Origin of the sequence: Sulfobacillus sp. hq2, assembly GCF_002903155.1 — a bacterium.
GTDB lineage: Bacteria > Bacillota > Sulfobacillia > Sulfobacillales > Sulfobacillaceae > Sulfobacillus > Sulfobacillus thermotolerans.
The window spans coordinates 1-4,071 of record NZ_NWUL01000012.1 but is presented as its reverse complement, the minus strand read 5'-3'; the positions used below and the strand labels follow the sequence as shown (position 1 = coordinate 4,071).

Genomic DNA, 4,071 nt, shown 5'->3' with positions numbered 1-4,071 from the left:
GTCTTTCACCGTGTGTTCCATGACGACAACACGCACGCCAAAGGCGTGCAGGTAACTTTCCAGATAAGTAAACCCGAAGCGCGCCAATCGACCCTGGGATTCCACAGCCACGATGCCCGCTTGGTGTTGCTGAGCAAGCTCCAGCAACCGATGGAGACCCCGCCGTTTTTCATTCAAGCCGCTCGCGATATCGGTAAGAGCCGCCACCACAGTCCATCGCTGCTCCGCAGCGAACGCGGTTAACCGCCCGAGTTGACGATCCAAGTTCCCCGCGTCTTGTTGTTTTCTGGTCGAGACGCGGGCATAGAGGAGGCAACGAGTATCCCTAGCAACATCAGGCGCATCCTCGTGCATCAGCGCGCGTAAGTCCGCGACCCGATAGCGCCGATGATTCGTCACGGTACGCACCGGAATCAGGCGCCCTTCGCGTTCCCACTTCCGGAGTCCGTCGATGCTCATGCCGAGCATCTTGGCCGCCTTGCCGATACTGACAAACTGCTCATCCATAATACCATCACCTTATTATATTATAACATATTATCAGAGATCATCATAGATTGACAGCAAGCAGCTTAAACCTCCTTCGCCGGTGAGACTCTTCGTGGACAAGGGTGGTATTCCGCAGCGTCCTCATACTGGGGGAAGTTTATTGCGTTCGTTCAGAAGCCGGTCCTCGACTATGCTATAATGTTGCAAGCTTGGCAGGATCCATCTGCCGTCGTCATAGTAGGGAGGACCAATAGCATGCGTCAAGAGTTGCAACGCCCCAGAGGCACTCAGGATATTCTTGCGCCGATCTCGAGCCGAATGGAGCAGTTACGACGAATTGCCATCGATACGGCTACGCGGTACGGATATGATTTATTGGAAACACCAATTTTTGAGCAAAGTGCAGTATTCTTGCGTGTAGGGGAATCAACGGATATTGTTCAGCATGAACGTTACACCTTTACCGATGTGGGTGGCGTGGATTTAACCTTGCGTCCTGAAGGTACTGCGGCAGTAGCGCGGGCGTATGTGGAAAATGGTATGGCTAATAAACCACAACCGGTTCGTCTTTGTTATTATGGCCCCATGTTTCGTCGTGAAAAACCTGAGGCATTACGTTATCGCCAACATACCCAATTCGGCGCCGAACTCTATGGCTCAACACAGCCAGAAGCCGATGCGGAAGTCATTTTGCTAGCGTGCGCAACGGTTGAGGCGATGGGGTTACCAGCACCCTTAGTGCGGCTGAATTCCATTGGGTGTTCGGTGTGTCGGCCTCAATACCGAGCGAGTCTTCTAGAGTACTATCACTCCCATGAGGACGAACTCTGTGCGGATTGCCAAAGTCGGTTAGAGACTAATCCTCTTAGGCTATTAGACTGCAAAGTTGACATAGACATTCGCGACCGGGCACCTGACATTAAAGATTATTGGTGTGCAGATTGTGCGGCGCACTATGCCGAGCTCGTGGCGTTATTAGAAGCTTCTGGGCGGACAGTGGTGCGAGATCCATTCTTAGTCCGAGGGCTTGACTATTATACGAGGACTGTTTTTGAAATCGCTCACCCCAGTTTGGGGAATCGTGCGGCGCTATTTGGCGGAGGGCGTTATGACGGCTTGGCTACCACGTTGGATGGTCCGGAAACGACACCGGCGGTGGGCTTTGGCATGGGAATGGAACGGATATTGTCCGTCTTAGAGGATAAAAACCTGACGCCTGAACGCCGCATCTATGTCGCACACATTCCTGGGTCCGAAGCCGATGCTTTTGTATTAGCGGAACATCTGCGCCAGGAGGGCTTTCCCATTGACACAGATTTGCTGCGGCGCAGTCTTAAAGCCCAATTGCGCGACGCCAGCAAGCGAAGCAACATTGTCATTATCGTGGGTGGAGACGAATGGGCACAGTTAAAGCAGGTAACGGTGAAAGACTTGGCACAAAACGAGCAGAGGACAATGCCCGTGGAGGATCTGGTTCCGTACCTTCAGCAACTGTCCTAGATGTTTGAGCGATGCATCATTTCACGGTGTGGTTTTTGGACTAGACCTGGCATATGACGGCCAGAAGCATCTGACGGGCTGACCCAAAAAAGGATATAACGGGACGGTTTAGAAATGAGAAAGGGTGGTGCATGGGGGCATGGGGAATGCCAATGATGTCACCTACGATGCAATTTATCAAAAGCTGTGGTTGGCCCATGCGATTTATGACGCGAGTTGGGATGGCAAGAAACACCGTTTAGGCGCAGAGGAACCTGTTTACGCCGTGCTAACGGCAGCAGATCAGCAACATCCTGCGTGGTGGCAATATAGCACACTGATGGGCCGTTCTGAGGAATTTTTTCACTTTATTGAAGCCCGTTTGGGTGTCACACCGGCGAACTATGGAGAGAAATTACAAGATGCGTGGGAGACGGTTGTGACCCCTCGTGTGGCTAATTACGTGCGTACGAACATCACGAACAACAAAATTGTGCGCTGGCCCTTGCCGGTGGTTTGAAAGGAGTCAACTTGAGATGCCGATTGACCAAGCCATTGCGGAAAAAATGTTATGGATAGATCAACAGGCTAATACATCCAGTCGCGAAAAACTTGCCATTTTGTGCGCATCGTTTAGCGATGACGAACGACAGCATCCCCTTGGGCAGTGGATCATTGCACAACAGGATCGACTGGATTGGGAGGATAACATTGGCCAGTTCTTGACGGCTTTTTGGGGACTGCCGCGGCGACCTTGGGTACCAGGGGAACAGACCGAAGAGGCCGTCATTTATCAAGCAGCTTTGGAAAAGGTGTTGGCACGTTTAGACAGGTCTGAGGCCACACATGGTGTCTGATTATCGTTAAGGCCATGACTTCTCGGTATCCCATTGCGGTGTCCTAGTTCATTAAAACTCTAGGAATCCGATGGGACTTTTTTGTATGCGAAGAACGTATTGCGGTTGTGTACCCCATGCTTCCTATATTTCTATTTCGCTAGCGTATGTTCAGTGCAGCCCCTAATGACTTGCCAAATGATCAAATTGTTGTGGGATCCGGTAATGGGAGGGAATCCATGACAATTTTTTCTGTACAATGGGCTTATGAGTCATTGCCACATGCTACCAGTTGCTCTCACCTATTGTATGGCCGTCAGAACAGGCACGCGATAGTAATTTTGTAGATTGAGGTTATGGGGGGATAAACGTGTCACCGATCGAAAAGATAGAGATTTCTCGACCCGCAGCCGAGTTGGTTAACGATTTCACTCATTGGTTAGAGGGAAAAGGCATTATTGTTTATGCTGTGGTTCATCATACGGAAGACATGAAGGCCCGTGGAATTGATCCGCAAATTGATGCATGGACTGTGATTTTTGGGAATCCCACTCTTGGCGCGGCATTTCTCGAGGACTCTTCGGATGTTGTGGTGGACATTCCCTTGCGTCTGGGGCTGTATCAAAAAGAAGAAGGAGAAACAGTCGTGGTTAGACGGTATATGGAAGAGTTATTTGCTGATTATCAAGTGCCGTCTTTAGTTGTTAAAAGCCGAAAAGCCGACGGATTAATAGATCAATGGATAGCGTTAATGAAGGGTTTTAACCGTTTCATAAATCTTTACCTATAGTTATCCATGGTTGTATAATTTAGGTATGAACCGGACACTTGTGGGCATTCGTGAAGCCGCCGAATTTTTAGGCGTGACGCCCTCGACGTTACGTCGATGGGAGCATGAAGGTAAACTGATACCCGATGAACGTACCGCGGGTGGGTATCGTCGTTACGACTTAGCGCGCTTGCGTCCTGATCAGTTTCATCACCACGGGACTCCTCGCCAAACCGTCGCCTATGCGCGGGTGTCGCGCCACGACCAGAAAGAGGATCTGGAGCGCCAAAAGCAGGTACTCGAACTCTACTGTGCCCGCTAAGGCTGGACCTTTGCGGTGATAGCCGACTTCGGGTCGGGGATGAACTACCACAACAAGGGCCTCAAACGCCTGCTCAATGACATCGTGGCCGACCGGGTTGGTCGGCTGGTCGTGACCCACAAGGATCGTCTCTTACGCTTGGGGGCGGAGCTCGTCTTTGCGATCTGCGAAGCCAA

At 51.0% G+C, this 4,071-nt stretch carries 6 protein-coding genes; 5 read left to right on the top strand and 1 reads right to left on the bottom strand.

Annotated elements, in window-relative coordinates; translation table 11 throughout:
- Positions 1-507, bottom strand: a 507-nt coding sequence (locus CO251_RS01700) for an IS607 family transposase (RefSeq protein ID WP_103374085.1), incomplete at its 3' end; no start/stop codon positions are given.
- Between the two features lie 237 nt (positions 508-744).
- On the opposite strand from CO251_RS01700, the gene hisS reads away from it, so the two are divergent.
- The 5 genes from hisS to CO251_RS17580 all read left to right on the top strand — a co-directional run bounded on the left by hisS (position 745) and on the right by CO251_RS17580 (position 3,895).
- Positions 745-1,989, top strand: a complete 1,245-nt coding sequence (hisS, locus tag CO251_RS01695; protein ID WP_103374084.1) for a histidine--tRNA ligase — start codon at positions 745-747, stop codon at positions 1,987-1,989.
- Positions 1,990-2,128: 139 nt separating this feature from the next.
- Entirely contained in the window at positions 2,129-2,488 is a 360-nt protein-coding gene (locus CO251_RS01690; RefSeq protein ID WP_146038951.1) for a hypothetical protein, read from the top strand.
- Positions 2,489-2,504: 16 nt separating this feature from the next.
- Complete coding sequence (locus tag CO251_RS01685; protein WP_103374082.1) at positions 2,505-2,825, top strand: hypothetical protein; 321 nt, start codon at positions 2,505-2,507, stop codon at positions 2,823-2,825.
- Between the two features lie 349 nt (positions 2,826-3,174).
- The gene (locus CO251_RS01680; protein WP_103374081.1) at positions 3,175-3,594 is read left to right on the top strand and encodes a DUF302 domain-containing protein; all 420 of its coding nucleotides are present in this window, start codon (positions 3,175-3,177) and stop codon (positions 3,592-3,594) included.
- Between the two features lie 25 nt (positions 3,595-3,619).
- Positions 3,620-3,895, top strand: coding sequence for a recombinase family protein (locus CO251_RS17580; protein WP_207654600.1), 276 nt, complete (start codon positions 3,620-3,622; stop codon positions 3,893-3,895).
- Positions 3,896-4,071 lie beyond the last annotated feature (176 nt).

Excerpts from the sequence above, each read along its gene's own strand:
- CO251_RS17580 (WP_207654600.1), top strand. The coding sequence starts at position 3,620 with ATGAACCGGACACTTGTGGGCATTCGTGAAGCCGCCGAATTTTTAGGC.
- CO251_RS01685 (WP_103374082.1), top strand. The coding sequence starts at position 2,505 with ATGCCGATTGACCAAGCCATTGCGGAAAAAATGTTATGGATAGATCAA.
- hisS (WP_103374084.1), top strand. The coding sequence starts at position 745 with ATGCGTCAAGAGTTGCAACGCCCCAGAGGCACTCAGGATATTCTTGCG.
- CO251_RS01690 (WP_146038951.1), top strand. The coding sequence starts at position 2,129 with ATGGGGAATGCCAATGATGTCACCTACGATGCAATTTATCAAAAGCTG.